This window comes from Kushneria pakistanensis (assembly GCF_014652795.1).
Lineage (GTDB): Bacteria > Pseudomonadota > Gammaproteobacteria > Pseudomonadales > Halomonadaceae > Kushneria > Kushneria pakistanensis.
This window is the reverse complement of the sequence record NZ_BMZM01000005.1, coordinates 61826-79507: the sequence shown is the minus strand read 5'-3', so window position 1 is coordinate 79507 and position 17682 is coordinate 61826. Positions and strand designations below refer to the sequence as shown.

General features: G+C 59.4%; 17 protein-coding genes and 3 tRNA genes. 14 read left to right on the top strand and 6 right to left on the bottom strand.

The annotated features are described in order from the left end of the window. On the bottom strand, nt 1-1072 hold a 1072-nt coding region (gene hisC, locus IE123_RS15765; RefSeq protein WP_189519989.1), incomplete at its 3' end, for a histidinol-phosphate transaminase. 151 nt (nt 1073-1223) lie between these two features. On the opposite strand from hisC, the gene IE123_RS15760 reads away from it, so the two are divergent. The 6 genes from IE123_RS15760 to mnmH all read left to right on the top strand — a co-directional run bounded on the left by IE123_RS15760 (nt 1224) and on the right by mnmH (nt 8359). Beyond that, complete coding sequence (locus tag IE123_RS15760) at nt 1224-2813, top strand: sulfatase-like hydrolase/transferase (protein ID WP_189519988.1); 1590 nt, start codon at nt 1224-1226, stop codon at nt 2811-2813. Between the two features lie 122 nt (nt 2814-2935). After that, nucleotides 2936-4048 (top strand): alkene reductase, encoded by a 1113-nt coding sequence (locus IE123_RS15755; RefSeq protein WP_189519986.1) that lies wholly within the window; start codon nt 2936-2938, stop codon nt 4046-4048. A gap of 123 nt (nt 4049-4171) precedes the next feature. Further along, nucleotides 4172-4648 carry a copper resistance protein NlpE N-terminal domain-containing protein gene (locus IE123_RS15750; protein WP_189519984.1) on the top strand — a complete coding sequence of 159 codons (477 nt, stop codon included), beginning with the start codon at nt 4172-4174 and terminating at the stop codon, nt 4646-4648. A 98-nt stretch (nt 4649-4746) separates the two neighbouring features. After that, nucleotides 4747-6126 (top strand): DNA repair protein RadA, encoded by a 1380-nt coding sequence (radA, locus tag IE123_RS15745; protein WP_189519982.1) that lies wholly within the window; start codon nt 4747-4749, stop codon nt 6124-6126. Nucleotides 6127-6213: 87 nt separating this feature from the next. After that, nucleotides 6214-7251 (top strand): selenide, water dikinase SelD, encoded by a 1038-nt coding sequence (selD, locus tag IE123_RS15740; RefSeq protein ID WP_189519980.1) that lies wholly within the window; start codon nt 6214-6216, stop codon nt 7249-7251. Then, nucleotides 7238-8359, top strand: a complete 1122-nt coding sequence (gene mnmH, locus IE123_RS15735; RefSeq protein WP_189519978.1) for a tRNA 2-selenouridine(34) synthase MnmH — start codon at nt 7238-7240, stop codon at nt 8357-8359. Before selD ends, mnmH begins: the two co-directional genes overlap by 14 nt. A gap of 3 nt (nt 8360-8362) precedes the next feature. Here mnmH and IE123_RS15730 read toward each other — a convergent pair whose 3' ends face one another. Further along, nucleotides 8363-8968 carry a glutamine amidotransferase-related protein gene (locus IE123_RS15730; protein WP_308430237.1) on the bottom strand — a complete coding sequence of 202 codons (606 nt, stop codon included), beginning with the start codon at nt 8966-8968 and terminating at the stop codon, nt 8363-8365. Between the two features lie 142 nt (nt 8969-9110). Here IE123_RS15730 and IE123_RS15725 point away from each other — a divergent pair, with 142 nt between their 5' ends. Together IE123_RS15725 and IE123_RS15720 are read left to right on the top strand one after the other, a co-directional pair. Next, nucleotides 9111-9404, top strand: coding sequence for an MGMT family protein (locus IE123_RS15725; RefSeq protein WP_189519974.1), 294 nt, complete (start codon nt 9111-9113; stop codon nt 9402-9404). 63 nt (nt 9405-9467) lie between these two features. Further along, nucleotides 9468-10070, top strand: coding sequence for a YjaG family protein (locus IE123_RS15720; protein WP_308430236.1), 603 nt, complete (start codon nt 9468-9470; stop codon nt 10068-10070). A 58-nt stretch (nt 10071-10128) separates the two neighbouring features. Here the strand turns inward: IE123_RS15720 and hisF are convergent, their stop codons facing one another. Genes hisF through hisB form a run of 4 tightly spaced genes read right to left on the bottom strand, consistent with a single transcriptional unit; the run spans nt 10129 to nt 13007 of the window. Then, on the bottom strand, nt 10129-10902 hold the full coding sequence (hisF, locus tag IE123_RS15715) for an imidazole glycerol phosphate synthase subunit HisF (RefSeq protein ID WP_189519972.1): 774 nt from the start codon (nt 10900-10902) through the stop codon (nt 10129-10131). Between the two features lie 16 nt (nt 10903-10918). Beyond that, complete coding sequence (hisA, locus tag IE123_RS15710) at nt 10919-11665, bottom strand: 1-(5-phosphoribosyl)-5-[(5-phosphoribosylamino)methylideneamino]imidazole-4-carboxamide isomerase (RefSeq protein ID WP_189519970.1); 747 nt, start codon at nt 11663-11665, stop codon at nt 10919-10921. Nucleotides 11666-11712: 47 nt separating this feature from the next. Then, nucleotides 11713-12357 (bottom strand): imidazole glycerol phosphate synthase subunit HisH, encoded by a 645-nt coding sequence (hisH, locus tag IE123_RS15705; protein ID WP_189519968.1) that lies wholly within the window; start codon nt 12355-12357, stop codon nt 11713-11715. Nucleotides 12358-12407: 50 nt separating this feature from the next. Then, complete coding sequence (gene hisB / locus IE123_RS15700; protein WP_086901837.1) at nt 12408-13007, bottom strand: imidazoleglycerol-phosphate dehydratase HisB; 600 nt, start codon at nt 13005-13007, stop codon at nt 12408-12410. Between the two features lie 262 nt (nt 13008-13269). Here hisB and IE123_RS15695 point away from each other — a divergent pair, with 262 nt between their 5' ends. The 6 genes from IE123_RS15695 to IE123_RS15670 all read left to right on the top strand — a co-directional run bounded on the left by IE123_RS15695 (nt 13270) and on the right by IE123_RS15670 (nt 17395). Continuing rightward, nucleotides 13270-15603, top strand: a complete 2334-nt coding sequence (locus tag IE123_RS15695; RefSeq protein ID WP_189519966.1) for an AsmA family protein — start codon at nt 13270-13272, stop codon at nt 15601-15603. A gap of 78 nt (nt 15604-15681) precedes the next feature. Next, a complete protein-coding gene (mutY, locus tag IE123_RS15690) occupies nt 15682-16770 on the top strand; it encodes an A/G-specific adenine glycosylase (RefSeq protein ID WP_229819815.1) in 1089 nt (362 codons plus the stop codon). Between the two features lie 22 nt (nt 16771-16792). Further along, nucleotides 16793-17065: an oxidative damage protection protein gene (locus tag IE123_RS15685; protein WP_189519962.1), complete on the top strand. Its 273-nt coding sequence runs from the start codon at nt 16793-16795 to the stop codon at nt 17063-17065. Nucleotides 17066-17137: 72 nt separating this feature from the next. Then, nucleotides 17138-17213, top strand: a tRNA-Phe gene (locus tag IE123_RS15680). Nucleotides 17214-17218: 5 nt separating this feature from the next. Then, nucleotides 17219-17293 (top strand) — tRNA-Gln (locus IE123_RS15675). A gap of 26 nt (nt 17294-17319) precedes the next feature. Then, a tRNA-Thr gene (locus IE123_RS15670) sits at nt 17320-17395 on the top strand. Nucleotides 17396-17682 lie beyond the last annotated feature (287 nt).

Here is a 17682-nt window from a genome sequence, read left to right as displayed (position 1 = left end):
AGGCCCGACGCTCATCCCCCATTGCCTGCAGGGCGTCAACCAGCGCCATCATCTCCCGGTCGGTGCCGATCGAGATGCGCAGCCACTCGGCCAGTCCCGAAGTGGCAAAATGGCGAACCAGAATGCCACAGCTGCGAAGGTGAGCTGCCACTGCATCTGCAGCATGCTGCCGTGGTCTGGCAAACAGGAAGTTGGCTTGTGACGGCAGCACCTCAATATCCAGATCCTTCAATGCCTGAGCTGTGCGCTCTCGCGTCGCCATGACGGCGCGACAGCATTCGTTGTAATGCTGAGTATCTTCCAGTGCGGCAATGCCAACAGCACTGGCCAGGGGGTCAATGGGGTAGGAGTTGAAGGAATCCTTGATGCGTTCCAGCCCCTCGATCAGCGCTCTTGAGCCAATGGCAAAGCCAATACGCATGCCTGCCAGACTGCGGGACTTCGAAAAGGTACCCGTTACCAGCAGGTTGGGATATTCCTCAACCAGCGGCACCGCGCTTTCACTGCCAAAACCGAAATAGGCTTCATCCACCAAGACAACGCGCTCGCGCTGTCGCTCCAGAAGCGATCTGATGGCCTGACGTGAATGCGCATGACCTGTAGGCGCGTTCGGATTGGCAAAGGCGATCCCGGCATGCCCTTTCTCGGGAAACTGCTCCAGCGCCACCTCCCATCGATCATTCAACGCAATTTTTTCCAGCTCAATGCCATAAAGCTGACAGTAAACGGGATAGAAGCTGTAGGTATGCGCCGGGATCGAAAGCGCCTCGCCTTCACGCTGAAAGAAGGCACGAAAGGCAAAGGCCAACACTTCATCCGAGCCATTACCCACGAAGACCTGTTCTCGGTTAACGTTGTAGGTCCGGGCCAGCATGTCACGCAATGCCAGAGATTCAGGATCCGGATAACGTCGCAGCTGCTCGCAGGAAAAATGCCTGAGAACATGTTCTACCCCCCTGGCCGGCGGATAGGGATTTTCGTTGGTATTGAGCTTGATCATGCGCTGCCGGGGTTGTTCACCGGGCACATAGGGGGTCAGTGCTGCTACTCCGGGACTCCAGAACTTGCTCATCGCTACTCTCTGAACGGTTAACGTACGGTAAGGCCATGTTGACCGCTGGCTATCATGCGCGCAAGCGTCACTCAGGTAGAGGCGTCTGCTACCCTGAAACCTTTCATGACACTCCAAAGAGGCAGGACAGGTGGCTGTAGCATTCCGGCGCATGAGCGTCATGATCATCGCGCTGGCACTGGCTTATCTCATACTGGCGCTTCCCAATCAGACCGGTGCCGCGGGTACGCTTTTCTGGCTAATGCCACCCATCGAGTTACCGCTGATACTGGCCGTACTCTGGTGCCTGTCCTGGCGTGCACAAAAATATGTAGCGCTGCTTGCTGGCTCGACACTGCTGTTGCTGTTACTGCTCAAGCTCGCTGACATGGTGGCCTTTCAGGCCTACTGGCGTATTTTTGATCCCATTGCGGACTGGCGCCTGCTTGCGCCCGGCTGGAACGTGCTCAGTGGAACGGTCGGTATTGCCAGGGCATGGCTGCTGGCCGCCGGGCTGGTGGTCATACTGCTGCTTGTATTGGTGATCATGATGACCGGGCTGTTATTGCTGGCTCGTCATGGCAGGGCTGATAAACCGGGGCGGATGCGCTGGGCGCTATGGGCCATGGCGACAGGGCTGTTGATGGGCTCGCTTTCAAGTGTCTTCTGGTCGGAAGCGCCGCGGCTTGCCGGGTCGTCACGACTGGTGGTCGAACACGTGTCGCAGTCCCGACAGAATCTTCGTGATCTTGCAGCACTCAAGGTGCATGCCGGACAGGATGCCATTGCACAGACGCCCACTGAACAGCTTCTGACCGGATTGAAAGGACATGATGTTCTTTTTGTCTTTATCGAATCCTATGGACGCACGGCATTGGAAGACGAGCGCTATGCTGGTGTCATGCGCTCACGCCTGGCGGCCATCGATAAGGAACTTGGGCAGGCAGGGTTTGGCGCCCGCAGTGCCTGGCTTGTCTCACCCACTGTCGGGGGGCAGAGCTGGCTGGCGCATGCCACGCTGCAATCCGGGCTCTGGATCAACTCGCAGCGACGCTACAACTGGCTTCTTGGAACCGAGCGTGTCTCGCTGGCACGACTTTTCAATCGCGCCGGCTGGCGCACGCTGGCCGTAGAGCCGGCACTCACCCGAGAATGGCTGGCCAATCGCTATTATCGTTTCGATCAGGTCTATGATGCCCATAATCTGGGTTATCAGGGCGAGCCCTTTAACTGGGTCACCATGCCGGATCAGTACACTTATTCGGCGCTGCAGCGTCTTGAGCTTGCCGATACTGATCGAGCGCCGGTCATGACAGAAATTGCTACGCTGACCAGCCATGCGCCCTGGACCCCGATTCCGCCCCTGATGGACTGGGCGCAGGTTGGGGATGGTCGCATCTTTAACCAGTGGGCCAATGCTGGTGACCCGCCTGATGTGGTCTGGCAGGACAGTGAGCGCGTGCGTTCGCAGTATCTCAAGTCCGTGGATTATGCCCTTGAAACGCTGGGCTCCTTCGTAACGCATTACGGCAGCGATAATCTGGTGGTCATTGCCATGGGCGATCATCAGCCGGCGTCCCTGATTACCGGTGAAGGTGCCAGTATGGATGTTCCCGTCCATGTCATGAGTCGCGATGCGAGCGTGCTTGATCAGTTTGATGAATGGGACTGGCGCTTAGGCATGCTGCCGGATCAGGACAGTGCTCACTGGGGGATGGACGCCCTGCGTCAGCGGCTGGTCGAAGGGTTTGGTACACCATGATCGTAGCGCGCGAGCGATTGGAAATCACAGCACTTGATAAGCAGGCTAACAGTCTCCATATTCGAAGCTGACTCAGCCATTTTGTACATGTATCAGTGTCATCGAACACGGAGGTTCACGTCATGCACGATGTTCTATTCGAGCCGCTTCAGCTGGGTTCACTGGAAATTCCCAATCGCGTCATCATGGCGCCCCTGACACGCGCCCGTACGCCGGATCGCATTCCCGGGCGCATGCAGGAAATCTATTATGGTCAGCGTGCCGGAGCCGGGCTGATCATCGCCGAGGCCACCAATATCTCGCCGACGGCCTCGGGTTATGTCTATACCCCGGGTATCTGGACCGATGAGCAGGAAGCCGGCTGGAAAGGCGTGGTAGAAGCCGTACATGCCCGCGGCGGGCGCATCGCGCTTCAGCTCTGGCATGTGGGCCGTGTCTCCAACGAACGTGTGCAGCCCGACGGCCAGCAACCGGTCGCTCCCAGTGCTCTGCGCGGTGAAGGCGCACAGGCTTTCGTGGAATTCGAGGACGGCAGCTCCGGTCGAGAAGATGCCAGTACACCGCGTGCGCTGGAAACCGAGGAAATTCCTCAGCTGGTCGAGGATTATCGCCAGGCGGCCGTACGCGCTCGCCGCGCCGGTTTTGATATGGTCGAAGTCCATGCTGCCAATGCCTACCTGCTGCAGCAGTTTCTGGCCACCGGTTCCAACCAGCGTACCGACCGCTACGGCGGCTCTATCGAAAACCGTGCCCGTGTTGTGCTCGAGGTCGTGGACGCCGTTGCCAGCGTCTTTGGTTACGATCGGGTTGGCATTCGCATCTCGCCGTTTATCGAGATTTTCGGGCTCAAGGATGATGAATCCGAGCAGATGGCCTTTTATCTGGCCGAGCAGCTCAACGTACGTGAGCTGGCTTACCTGCACGTCAACGAGCCTGACTGGGCCGGCGGTGATATCCATCTGACCGACGATTTTCGTCGCGCTCTGCGTGCCCGGTTCCGCAATGGCGCACTGCTCTTTTGCGGTCACTATACGGCAGAAGGCGAGGTAGACCTGATTGAACGCGGTATCGGTGATGCTGCCGTCTTTGGTCGGCCCTTCATCTCCAACCCGGATCTGCCCGAACGCTTTCGTGTGGGCGCTGAACTTGCCGAGCCTGATCCTGACACCTTCTATGGTGGCGCCGAAAAGGGCTATATCGATTATTCTTTCCTGGATGATCAGACGCGCCAGTAGCTTCTGACCCTGCCGTAGTGACTCTATATACGTTAGTGTCTTTCCGGGGCCCCCGACGAGCAGCTATGCTAGGGGGCACCGGTCGTTTGAGCGGCCAAAAAACATGCATCAGGAGTAAGCTTCATGCAGATGAAAACGTTGCTGGCCGGTTCGGCACTGATGGCGCTACTGGCCGGTTGTGCCGGCTCCGGCGGTGAACAGGGTACCGATAATACGGGTGCGACTGCCTCGTCTTCGCAGGCGCAGAGCGAAACGCGCACCTATTCGGGCACGCTGCCGTGTCGCAACTGCAGTGGTATCGCACTGACGGTCAATCTGCAGGGTGACGAGAAGGCGACCGATCCGCAGGATCGTACGTTTGAGCTCGACGCGCAGTATCAGAACCACCCCCAGAATCCGCCGACCGAAACCTACAGCGGTAACTGGGATGTGATCAGTGGCATGCAGGATGATCCTTCGGCGACCGTGTATGAGCTGACACCTTCCAGTGAAGGTCAGGTCTACTACTTCGAGCGTGTCAATGACTCCACGCTTGAGCTGGTAGATCCGCAGCTGCGTCGTTTTGAAAACGGTGAAACCCTGCGTCTGACCCGACAGTAATGTCAGACGTACTGCCTTCATGGCAGTATTGACCAGAGGGCGGCGCCAGGCCGCCCTTTTTCATGTCTGAAATCACCAGATAGGACGGCACAGGCAGCATGGCAAAAGCCAAGAGTGCATTTGTATGTACCGAATGCGGTGCAGAGTATTCCAAGTGGCAGGGACAGTGCAGCAGCTGTCGTGAATGGAATACGCTGACCGAAATACGTCTTTCGAGCGCCTCTCGTCCGGGTGGCAGTACGAGTAGTACGGCCCGCCAGGGCTATGCCGGTGGTGCCAGCGTGGCGTTAACGGATCTATCCAGGGTGGATCTCAGCGAACTGCCGCGATTTTCTACCACCTATGGTGAGTTTGACCGCGTGCTGGGCGGCGGTCTGGTGCCCGGTGGCGCCATTTTGCTGGGCGGCGACCCGGGCGCAGGCAAGTCCACGTTGCTGTTGCAGACGGCCTGTCACCTCGCCCAGCAGCACCGTGTGGTCTATGTCACCGGGGAGGAGTCGCTGTCTCAGGTGGCCATGCGCGCTCATCGTCTCTCACTGCCCACTCAGGGGCTGTCGATGCTGGCCGAAACCAGCGTGGAAACCATTCTGGGCATGGCCGAGCGGGAAAAGCCGGCCGTGCTGATCATCGACTCCATCCAGACCATGCATCTGGAGGATGTCTCATCGGCACCTGGCGGCGTGGCGCAGGTGCGTGAATCGGCCGCGGCGCTGACCCGCTTTGCCAAGCAGACCGGTACGGTATTGATGCTGGTAGGCCATGTCACCAAGGACGGCGCCCTGGCAGGGCCACGCGTGCTGGAGCACATGATTGATGCCTCGCTGTTGCTTGAAGGCAGTTCGGATTCGCGCTTTCGTACCCTGCGCGGTCAAAAGAACCGCTTTGGTGCGGTGAATGAGCTGGGCGTGTTCGCCATGCTGGAACAGGGGCTGCGAGAAGTGAAAAACCCGAGCGCCATCTTTCTCTCCCGGGGTGAAGAAATGGCTCCCGGCAGTCTGGTCATGGTGGTATGGGAGGGTACGCGTCCGCTGCTGGTCGAGGTGCAGGCCCTGCTGGATGAATCAGCGCTGGGCAATCCGCGGCGTGTGGCAGTGGGTTTTGATGCCCAGCGTCTGGCCATGCTGCTGGCGGTGCTGCACCGGCATGGGGGCCTTTTTACCGGCGATCAGGACGTTTTTGTTAACGTGGTCGGTGGCATGAAAGTGCTGGAGACGAGCGCTGATCTAGCAGTCCTGCTGGCAGTGGTCTCAAGTCTTCAGAACCGTTCGCTGCCACGTGAACTGGTTGTCTTTGGCGAGGTGGGGCTTTCCGGTGAGATTCGCCCGGTGCCCAGTGGTCAGGAGCGTATTGTCGAGGCGTCCAAACATGGGTTTACCCGTGCCATCGTTCCTCGAGGCAATGCGCCCAAAAAATCGCCGGCGGGCATGGAAGTCATCGCGGTGGATCGACTCTCCGAAGCACTCGAAGCCATTGGATGAACAGGGATGCTGGTCGAGATGCCGGCAGCGGTGCCACAGTGCAGTAGACACCATTGATTGAACTGCGAATTATCAAGGGGACAGCTCATGCCACAGATTCGTCTTACCCAGTACAGCCACGGTGCCGGCTGCGGCTGCAAGATTGCACCGGATGTACTGGACACGATGCTGAAAAATGCAGGGCCCGGTGCCTTCAGCGACAAGCTGATCGTTGGCAATCAGGACCGGGAGGACGCCGCCGTCTATGATCTGGGTGACGGCCAGGGATTGATCGCGACAACCGACTTCTTCATGCCGATTGTCGATGACCCTTTTGATTTTGGCCGTATTGCCGCGACCAATGCCATCAGCGACGTTTTTGCCATGGGCGGGCGCCCGATCATGGCCCTGGGCATTCTGGGCTGGCCGGTTGACAAGCTCTCTCCAACGATTGCCGGTGAGGTGCTGGCCGGGGCCCAGTCCGTGTGTCGCGAGCTGGGACTGGCGCTGGCCGGCGGTCACTCCATTGATGCGCCCGAGCCCATCTTTGGTCTGGCGGTCAACGGTCTGGTCCAGCTTGAGCATTTAAAGCGCAACAATGGCGCACGTCCCGGTGACCGTCTCTACCTGACCAAGCCGCTGGGTGTGGGCGTGCTGACCACGGCCGAAAAACGCGGTCTGCTGGCAGGGGAGCATCACGGTCTGGCGCGCGACATCATGCTGCGCACCAATGCCATCGGTCAAAAGCTGGCTACCGTGCCAGGTGTTCATGCCATGACGGATGTCACGGGCTTTGGTCTGGCCGGACATCTGGGCGAGATCTGCACGGCCAGCAATGTGGCGGCACGCATTGATTTCAAGCGCCTGCCCCGAATTCCCGAGGCGGATAGCTATCTGCGTCAGGGCGCGGTACCGGGCGGTACGGAGCGCAATCATCATGCGATGGGAAAACTGATGCCGACCATGGATGACTATCACTGGCAGTGGCTCTGTGATCCGCAGACCTCCGGCGGCCTGGTGCTGGCCGTTGATCCCGCCTATGAAGATGACGTCGAACGCATCGGTCGCGAGCACGGTCTGATGCTGGAAGCCTTTGGCGAATGTGTTACACGAGAGGGCGAAGCGGTTTTCCATGTCCAGCACTAAACAGGGTGAGCAGCTGGTACCGACGCTTGAGCAGTTGAGGGAAGCCTCACTGCTCATCGATGTGCGGGCACCGATCGAGTTTGCCCAGGGCGCCCTGCCCGGGGCCATCAATCTGCCGCTGATGGATGATGACGAGCGTGCTCGGGTCGGCACCTGCTACCGGCAAAAGGGCAGCGATGCAGCGCTCAGGCTGGGCCATCAGCTGGTCAGCGGTACCCTGCGCGAGAGCCGCACGGCGGCCTGGCAAGACGCCCTTGCACGCCATCCCGATGCGCTGATCTACTGCGCGCGCGGCGGCCAGCGCTCGGGTATCGCCCAGCAGTGGCTGGCGCAGGAAGGCCTTGAGGTGCCACGTTTGAAGGGCGGCTTCAAGGCGGCGCGGCAAACGCTGATGGCGGTCACCGAGCAGGCCGCCAGCGCCCCGTCACTGGTCATTGCCGGGCTGACCGGCTGTGCCAAGACCGACATGATCAAGGCACTCGATAGCGGTGTTGATCTGGAAGGTCATGCGCGCCACAAGGGCTCGAGCTTTGGGCGTCAGCCGGGGCAGCCGCCGACCCAGATTGATTTTGAGCACGCGCTGGCCATGGATATTGCCGCACGCCGTGCGCCCTATGTCTTTGAAGACGAGTCCCGGCGCATTGGCAGCGTCGAGATCCCCCTGCCGCTCTGGCAGGGGCTTTGCGCAGCACCGCGGGTATTGATCGAGATGCCGCTGGCATGGCGACTGGATCAGATTCGTCGCGACTATATCGACGATCTCTGGACACAGTACCGCAATGCCTATGGGCCGTGGCTTGGCTGGTCGCTGATGCGCCGCCAGCTGGTCAGCGCGCTGGTACGCCTGAAAAAACGGCTGGGCAATGCACGGCTTGAGCGGCTTTTGCACCTGCAGCATCAGGCCTTTGAGGCCCACGTCACCACCGGTGACAGCCAAGCCCATGATGGCTGGCTGTCACCGCTTTTGAGTGAATACTACGATCCCATGTATCACTATCAGTTGGGCCAGAACGAACAGGTCCCGGCATTTACCGGGACGTGGCAGGAGGTGCTGGCATTCGTGCGCGAGGCTGTCGATCAGCAGCGCCGGAGTGGCGATATCGGGTGAGGACTAAAGGCGCAGCCAGTCAATCATGACCCGATCCAGTACGGCGGCCAGTCGCGCAAAGCGGCGACTGTCATCAAGCATCTCGTCGCGTGACTGTATCCATGGGCCCGGGGTTGCCAGACTTTGCGCCTCGCGCTCGATAAGTTCTCGAACCCAGTCCTGGGTGGCTTCCAGGTGACAGTGCATGGCCACCACGCGCGCGCCATCCCAGGTAAAGCCCTGCAGAGGGCTGGCTTCGCTGGCACCGATCGATATGGCACCCTCCGGCAGCCCGAAGATACGCCGGTGCCAGAGAAAGGCATCAAAGCGCTCCGGCATATCAAGATCGCCTTCCACGTTGCCGTGTACCGGCTGCCAGCCAAACTCGCCGTGGGTGTTGGGAGAGACAATCGCCCCCAGCGCAGCCGCCATCAGTTCCGCGCCATAGCCCAGCCCCATGATCGGCTTTGAACTCTTGAGCGTGCGCTCGATAAGATGCTGCTCACGCCTGGCCCAGCTGTGGTGAATGATCTGCTCGGGGCCACCCAGCACGATCAGGGCATCAAAATCGCCGAGGCGCGGCGGCACTTCATCGGCATAAAGACGACAGACGTTGAAACTGTGGCCCATGCTGGTAAGCCAGTCCGCTAGTCGGGCTGGTCCAAAATGAGACGCATGCTGCAAAAAATAGATATGCATGATAGGGCCATGATGGATAACGATAAGCTGATTGGTCAGCATACACCGATATGGACAGATACCGGGAAGCACCATGCGTGATGAGGTTCGTGAGCAGGCCACCACCATTATTGCCCGCATTCCTGAAGGCCGTGTGACGACCTATGGGGCGATCGCCAAAATGACGGAAGGCGCAACGGCGCGCTCGATTGGAGCACTGCTGCGCCTGCTGCCGGAAGGGCATACGCTGCCCTGGCACCGCGTGGTGGCTGCCGGTGGGCGGCTTGCTGACCACGGCGGCGCCCGTGAGCAGCGCGAGCTTTTAAGTGCCGAAGGCGTGGTATTCGATGTGCGAGGCCGTATTCCCGAACGCTTTTTCTGGCCGTGAATCCGGCCAGGGGCATGTATTTCACAACACTGGCATGATTTAGCCTGAGCAGGGAGCAGCATAATGCCCACCATGATTGAAACGGGTTTTGAAAGGCGCCTGCGGGCGCTATCGCCTCGTCAGGCACTGGCTTTCATGGCCGCGCTGAGCGAACGGCTGATGCCCAACTATCAGCTTTATGCCGAGATCGGTGCGGCCGGCGATGCCCATGGGGTGGCCAGCATTCTGGCGCTGGTGTGGGAAAGTCTGGGCGTACGCGATGCCCGTATCGACTTTGAACGCCAGGCAACAAAGCTCGTGGCGTGTGAACCGCCGGAAGAAGATGACAGCTTCGGTGCGCGTATTGCCCGGGATCTGACCCTGGCACTTTCTGCCTGCATGGATGTGCTTTCAAGTACCGCCGGCGAGGCACCGGTCGATGTCAGCCGTCTGTCCATCGGCGGTATCGAACGCTTTATTGAAATGAGCGCTGGTGAGGCAATCAATAATGATGCCGAGCGCGAAGCATTGATTGATGAACATGCGCTGATGAGCGATGAGCGGGCCTTTCAGCTGGCGGTACTGGATATGGTCGAAACGCTGACGCTGGATCGCGAAGGGCTTCGTGAGTTGCAAGCGCTGGGCAAAAACGAGGGGATCAGCAATCTGGGGCTGACCGCAGACTAGTCCGGCGACAGGCTGTAAACACACGGCGTCGACCATCGACGCCGTGCAGGCATCGAGCTTAAAGGCGCATCTCGATACCCTGAGCGGCCATGTGCTGCTTGGCCTGCTCGATGGTGTACTCGCCAAAATGGAAGATGCTGGCAGCCAGCACGGCGTCTGCGCCGCCTTCCTTCACGCCTGCGGCCAGGTGGTCCAGGTTGCCTACCCCGCCCGAAGCGATGACCGGTACCGATACGGCGTCGCTGATGGCACGCGTAACGCCCAGGTCAAATCCTTCCCGGGTGCCATCACGATCCATGCTGGTCACCAGCAGCTCTCCGGCACCGTACTCCACCATCTTGCGTGACCATGCCACGGCATCGAGCCCGGTCGACCTGCGTCCGCCATGGGTAAAGATTTCCCAGCGCGGGGTGTCACCGTCCTCGCTGACCCGCTTGGCATCGATGGCCACCACAATGCACTGGCTGCCAAAACGCTGGGAGGCTTCATATACGAAGTCGGGATTGGTTACGGCCGCGGTGTTGATCGAGACCTTGTCGGCGCCGGCATTGAGCAGGGCACGAATGTTCTCGCAGCTGCGAATACCGCCGCCGACCGTCAGCGGAATGAATACCTCGCCGGCGATCCGGCTGACCATATCCAGCGTGGTGCCCCGTGCCTCGTGGCTGGCGGTAATGTCGAGAAAGGTAATCTCGTCGGCATTCTGCTCGTTGTAGCGCCGGGCGACCTCGACCGGGTCGCCGGCATCACGAATGCCCAGAAAGTTGACGCCCTTGACCACGCGACCACGATCCACGTCCAGACAGGGGATAATACGTTTTGCCAGTGTCATGTGCTTCTCCGGGCCATCAGACGCGCTGCGCCTCAATGGTGTCACACAGGGTCTGAGCCTCGGCCAGATCGAGCTTGCCTTCGTAGATGGCACGCCCGGTAATGGCGCCGACGATGCCCGAGGCCGATACATCTGCCAGCTTCTGCACGTCTTCCAGGTCGGTCACGCCGCCCGAGGCAATGACCGGTACGCCGCCATGACTGGCCATTTCGACCGTTGATTCAACGTTGACGCCGTTCATCATGCCATCGCGCGAAATGTCGGTATAAATGATCGCGCTGACGCCATCTTCGGCGAAGTGACGGGCCAGATCCACGGCGCGCATGGCGGAGACTTCCGCCCAGCCGTCGGTGGCAACATAGCCGTCACGGGCATCAAGGCCCACCATGATGTGACCGGGGAACTCACGACACATCTGTCGAACGAAGTCGGGATCACGAACGGCCTGGGTGCCTATGATGACCCAGCTGACGCCGGCATCCAGATAGCTCTGGATCACCTCGCGAGTACGAATGCCGCCGCCAATCTGAATGGGCAGGTCCGGGAAACGGGCTGCAATCGCCCTGACCGCTTCTGCGTTGACCGGGCGACCCTCGAAGGCGCCGTTGAGATCGACCAGATGCAGGCGGCGTGCGCCGGCATCCACCCAGCGCTGTGCCATGGCAACCGGGTCTTCACCGTAGGTGGTTGAGTCTTCCATACGGCCCTGCTTGAGGCGAACACACTGACCGTCTTTCAGGTCGATGGCGGGGATGACCAGCATGGGGATTCCTTTATCCTTGTCGTGAGATGTTCTGGGCGTATGAGAATTCAGGGCGACCAGGCCACAAAGTTGGCCAGCAGCCTCAGGCCGGCATCGGCACTTTTTTCCGGATGAAACTGTACGGCAAAGACGGCATCACGCCCGGTGGCGACATGGGCGCGACTGCCGGCGTAATCGATGTAGCCCAGCGCATGGGCGTCGTCATCTGCCTGAACGAAATAGCTGTGTACGAAGTAGAAGCGCTCGCCGGTCGGAATGCCTTCCCAGAGCGGATGCATATGGTGCTGATGTACGCGGTTCCACCCCATGTGGGGCACCTTGAGCCGCTGGCCCTGTTCATCGAGTGCCGTATCGTCAAAGCGGGTGACCCGGCCCGGCAGATAGCCCAGGCAGCGTACGCCACCGTTTTCCTCGCTCTTGTCCATCAGCATCTGCTGACCGACACAGATGCCCAGCAGTGGCTTGCTGGCATCGGCCAGCAGCTCCTTGACCAGGCCGGTCAGCTCGGTACGCTCGAGCTCCCCCATGCAGTCGCGGATGGCGCCCTGGCCGGGCAGCACCACGCGTGAGGCACCCTTGATGGCACGGGCATCCCGCGTGATGGTGACTCGCTCATCGGGGCTGACGTGCTCGATGGCCTTGGCCACCGAGTGCAGGTTTCCCATGCCGTAATCGATGATGGCAATCGTCATGCTGGACACACTCCTCGCCGGCCGGCATCACGCCGACCGGATGGTGTTGGTTACAGGCTGCCCTTGGTCGAGGCGATACGCCCCGCCATGCGCTCATCCGGGGAGACGGCCATGCGCAGGGCGCGACCGAAGGCCTTGAAGATGGTTTCGACCTGATGGTGAGCGTTATCACCCTTCAGGTTGTCGATATGCACGGTGGCGCGAGCATGGCTGGCAAAGCCCTGGAAGAACTCGGACACCAGCTGGGTCTCGAAGGCGCCAATGGTGGCGCGCGTGAACTCGGCGTTCATGAAAAGCCCCGGACGTCCCGAGAAATCGATGACCACGCGTGAGAGCGCCTCATCCAGCGGGACGTAGGCATGCCCATAACGATGGATGCCGCGCTTGTCACCCAGCGCCTCGGCAAAGGCCTGGCCCAGCGTAATACCGGTGTCCTCAACCGTATGATGATCATCAATATGGCGATCGCCGTCGGCATCGATTGTCAGATCAATCATGCCGTGGCGTGCGATCTGATCGAGCATGTGCTCGAAAAAGGGGACGCCGGTATCGGCCTTGAGCTCACCCTGACCATCCAGGTCAAGCGAGACGCTGATACGTGTTTCGCTGGTATGGCGTGAAATGCTGGCGCGCCGCGGCGACTGGGTCATGAAGGCTCCCTGCAAAAAGAGGATCATCGCCTTGAAGGCGTAATGGGTGACAACGATATCAAAAGCTGGTCATGCCCGCGCGGCTTGATGTTTCAGGGCATCCTGGCAGTGCGCCATGAGCTCACGCAGATACGTCATTATAGAGAAGGGCAGCGACCATCCGCTACACTGGCGCCCGCACTTGACGGGCCGGGCAGTGCCATGTTGCCAGGGTCTGTCGAGGCGGTTATCGGGTGGGAAAGGGTCTCTCAGGGAGTATTCAATGAAAGCGTTGTTCAGGATAGTGCTGGCGGCGATGGGGGTGCTGGGGCTGCTGGCCGTGGCCGTGGTCATTTATGCCACAACCTTTCTCGACCCCAACGATCTCAAGCCGCGACTGGCGGATGCCGTGCGTGAGCATACGGGGCTTGAGCTGTCGCTCAATGGTCCGCTGTCCTGGACCTTCTATCCGCGTATCGGTGTTACCGTTGAGGACGCCTCGGCGCATCTTCCTGATCAGGATAGCCATGAGGCGCCTTTCGCTGCCTTCAGGCAGGCCGAAGCGCGCCTTCGATTCGCGCCGCTGTTGAGCGGCAATATTGAAATCGATGGTTTCACGCTGGACGGGCTTCGCCTCAACCTTGAGCGCGATGCGCAGGGGCGCGGCAACTGGGAGAGGCTGATCGATACCGTGGCGCATCAGGACAGCGCCCGACCGGCGTCGGCGTCACGTCGGCCTCAGCGCGTCAGTACCGCCGGTGACCGGCCTCTGGCCATGGATATCGCCAGCGTGCAGGTCAGCGATGGACAGGTGCATTTTGAAGATCGGCAGCATGATCGTGACATGACGCTGTCGTCTCTGGCGCTGCTGGCTTCCAATGTCACCTCCGAGGGCAGCTTTCCGCTGGAGCTCTCCTTTGCGCTCAAGGGTACGCAGCCCGAGCTGGCCGGCAACATCAGCCTGAAAAGCCAGGCAAGTCTTGATCTGAACAACGCCACTTATGCCTTGAATGGACTGGCGCTAAAGGGGTCGGCACGTTTGCCGACGCTTGATGATGAGCACGATCAGAGCTTCACCGTGAATGCTTCAAGACTGGCCGCGGATCTCAATCATCAGCGTTATACCTTCGACAAGGCTGCATTTGATGGCAACTTCCATGTACCGTTTCTGGGCGATCGCGCCCTGCCGCTGGGCGGTGAGGCCAGCGGTGAGGTGTCACTGGAGGATAATCATGCGCTTTTGAAAGCGTTTGCACTCAGCAGTGGACAGTTATTGCGTCTTACCGGCAGTGGTGAGGCAAGCGGTCTGGATGATGATCTGCACTGGCAGGGACAGGTGGAGATGGCACCGGCTGATCTGCGTAGCTGGCTGGAGCGACTGGGGCAGCTGCCGCCCACAGCAGATGCTCAGGCGCTGCAGCGGGTCGGTTTCTCTTCCCGGGTTGAGGGTGACAGGCACGTGGCGCACCTGAATAACCTGGCGCTGAATGTCGACGATACCGCCCTTGAGGGCACCGCGGTGCTGGGACTCGATACGCCACTATTGCATGCCGACCTTGAGGGGAACTCGCTGGATCTGGATCGCTATCTGCCCGCCCGGGAAACGCAGGCGTCGTCGGCAGAGGGCACGCCACAGGCCGTCAAGGAAAGCGCCAAGACGCAAACGGATTCACAGGCATCCTCGAGTGATGATACGTGGACGTTGGCAAGTGTGCTGGATCTCGCCCTGAATCTGAAGCTTGAGGCACTCAGGGTGCATGGCCTTCAGCTTGAAAACGTGGCTCTGCAGGCTCAGGGGCAGGATGGGCGCTATCGACTCCCAACGCTTGCCGCCGATCTGTATGAGGGAACGCTCAGGGCCAGTGGTGCCATGAACGTTGCCGCATCATCGACCACGCTCTCTTTTGAGCCGCAGTTGGCGGGGGTAGCGCTGCAGCCGCTACTGCGCGATGCGCTGGGCCGTGACGATATCTTTCGCGGGACACTCGATGCCAGAGCCGCGCTTTCCTCGGCATTTGGAAGCGATGCCTCGCTACTGGCAAACCTCAATGGAAAGGCGTCGTTTGATATTACTGATGGTGCCATGATCGGTGTCAATCTGCCGGGACAGCTGTGCACCACTGCAGCCATGCTGCAGGGTAACAGCACCTCGCACGAATGGAGCAGTGATACCGAGTTCAACGAGTTTGCTGCAACCCTTGATATTGTCGATGGTGTCATTAAAAACGATGATCTGAAGGTGACGCTGCCGGGTATTGATATTGCCGGCAGCGGCCAGATTGATGCTGCGGCACGGAATCTGGACATGGCCCTGGCCGCCCGGCTGGTCGATACCGCTGATACTCAGGGGTGCCCGGTCAGCAATACCCTGAGTCGAATACAGCTGCCACTGCACTGTTCGGGAGATTTGAAGGATTCTCCAGCCCAGTGGTGTCGTTTTGATACCGATGCCTTTCGCGCCATTTTGCAAAAGACGGCTGCCAGTGAGGGGCAGGAAAGACTGCGTGAGCATCTGGACCGTCAGCTTGAAGGCAAGCTGGGGCAGCGGATTGAAGAAAAACTGGGTGAGGACTCGGGCAGCAACCTGAGAAATGCCATCAAGGGGCTTTTTCAGTAACGATCCACCATGTCAGGCACCGCCATCAGTGCGGTGTCTGCACCTTCCTGTATTTTATTTCAGGGCGAGAGCCGATTCGTGAACACTTGTGTAAAGGCCCCGCAGCCGCTGGATGCCGAATATTTCCGCACCCGTCTGCTGAGCTGGTTCGATCAGTATGGCCGCACGCACCTGCCATGGCAGCAGGATAGAACCCCTTACCGTGTCTGGGTATCGGAGATCATGCTGCAGCAGACGCAGGTGGCGACTGTCATCGGTTACTTTGAGCGCTTCATGCAGCGCTTTCCGGATGTCACGGCGCTGGCGGCTGCCGAGCAGGATGAGGTGCTACATCTCTGGACGGGACTGGGCTATTACGCCCGTGCCCGAAACCTGCATCGTGCGGCCATGTGTGTGGTCAACGAGCATGGCGGAGAGTTTCCGGTTGAAAGCGTAGAAGCGCTGAGTGCGCTGCCAGGCATCGGCCGTTCAACGGCCGGCGCCATCATCGCTCAGGCAACCGGGGCAAGGGCCCCCATTCTGGATGGCAATGTCAAACGGGTGTTGACGCGTCTGCATGGTGTCACAGGCTGGCCCGGCAGGCCGGAGGTCGAGCGCCGGCTCTGGCAGCTGGCCGAGCACTATACGCCGCAGTGGCGCTGTGCTGACTTCACTCAGGCCATGATGGACATGGGGGCTACCCTCTGCACGCGCCGACGCCCCAGTTGCCTGCTGTGCCCGTTTGAAAAGGACTGCGTCGCTCATGCTCGGGGAGAGGAGCATCAGTTCCCTGAATCAAAACCCAAAAAGGACATTCCCGTTCGTCAGACATTGATGCTGATGCTGCGTGATGCTGATGGGCGTGTATTGCTCGAACAGCGCCCTTCAAGCGGCCTTTGGGGTGGGTTGTGGGGGTTGCCCCAGTTTGATAGTCAGGAAGCGCTACAGGCGTGGCTGGAGAGCGAAATGCCCGACAGCATGGTGCAGGGAAAATGGCCGGGGTTTACGCATGCCTTTACGCACTTTCGCCTTGAAATCACGCCGGTCCAGGTACATCTGCCACGTCAGGTGAGTACCTGTGCCACGGGGTGGCGATGGTATGATCCGGATCAACCTGACAGCATCGGACTGGCGGCGCCGGTAAAGGTGCTGCTTGAGTCCCTGTCATCCTCTACGCTCCTGCAATAACACGCTGACAAAAGGTATTGAAATGACGCGCATGGTATTTTGCCGCAAGTATCAAAAGGACATGGAAGGGCTGCAGATGCCACCTCTGCCCGGTGCCAAAGGGCAGGACATTTATGATCATGTTTCCAGGCAGGCCTGGGAAGAGTGGCAGGCGCTACAGACGCGACTGATCAATGAAAAGCGGCTCAACATGCTGGATCCTCAAACGCGTGACTACCTGATGATGCAGATGACACGGTTTTTTAATAACGAAGAAACCGATAGTGCTGAGGGCTATGTGCCACCGTCTCAATAGTTTTTAAAATAATTTGAGAATAGGTGTTGACCTGGGGAGAGGTTTTCGATTTAATACGCAGCCGTTGGCAGCGGCCAGATAGCTCAGTCGGTAGAGCAGGGGATTGAAAATCCCCGTGTCGGCGGTTCGATTCCGTCTCTGGCCACCATCTGCTGGGGTATAGCCAAGTGGTAAGGCACCGGTTTTTGGTATCGGCATTCCCAGGTTCGAGTCCTGGTACCCCAGCCACTTTAGTATGCTTGCATGCTGAATATGCCGGCTTAGCTCAGTTGGTAGAGCAACTGACTTGTAATCAGTAGGTCGAGGGTTCGACTCCTTCAGCCGGCACCATTCTGAACTGCTATTGATGTAGTGCAGAAATGAAAAGAAACCGCCTTCAAGGGCGGTTTTTTTATACCTTGATGGCTGACAGGCTCATGGCCATCTCAAAAACAGTTCCTGCCTGTGTCAAAGACCTGCAAATCCCCAAGGCCGTCTTGGCGCCATCACGGCGCAGGCTGGTGCATACCGCTTTGATGCTGATGCTTCGAGGACTTGATGCTTTTCTGTTGACAGGCCGGCTTTTGTGTGTCAAACAGAGAGCTCATCTTGTCCGTATCGCATACCCCCTACTAAAG